A 506-nucleotide genomic window follows, 5' to 3' on the forward strand; every position below is an offset into this window, starting at 1 on the left:
ATCAAACTGTTCGGCCCGGATCTGGATACCCTCAACACCCTCGCACAGCAGATCGCCACGCAAGTGGAGGCTATTCCCGGTGCTATTGATACCTTTGCAACACTGAACGAAGGCGCTCAATATCTGCAAGTGAGTATCGATCGCATCATGGCCGGGCGGCTGGGACTGGATGCTGATGCACTGCAGACCCGTCTGCGTGCGGAGATTGAAGGTGTCAATGTGGGCAATGTAATTGAGGGCAGCGCTCGTGTTCCCCTGATGTTGCGCTACGAAGCTATTGAAGGTGACGGGCTGACGCGTCTTAGCGACAGCTTTATTGACTTGCCTGATGGTGGCAAGATTCCGCTGTCAGAGATAGCCACTGTTGCCCGTGTCGAAGGCCCAATTATTATCTCCCGAGAATCCGGTCAGCGTTTCAGCGTTATCCGCACCGATGTGGCAGAACGTGATCTGGTGGGCTTTGTAGAAGAGGCACAGAAGCTGATAGCAGATAATGTCGAGATGCC

Annotated in this window: 1 protein-coding gene; it reads left to right on the forward strand. The window is 54.0% G+C overall.

Annotation, left to right across the window (positions count from 1 at the left end; all coding sequences use genetic code 11):
• A partial coding sequence (locus B3182_RS03645) for an efflux RND transporter permease subunit (protein ID WP_292751600.1) occupies positions 1-506 on the forward strand: 506 nt, incomplete at both ends.

The organism is Methylophaga sp. UBA4204 (assembly GCF_002379485.1).
Lineage (GTDB): Bacteria > Pseudomonadota > Gammaproteobacteria > Nitrosococcales > Methylophagaceae > Methylophaga.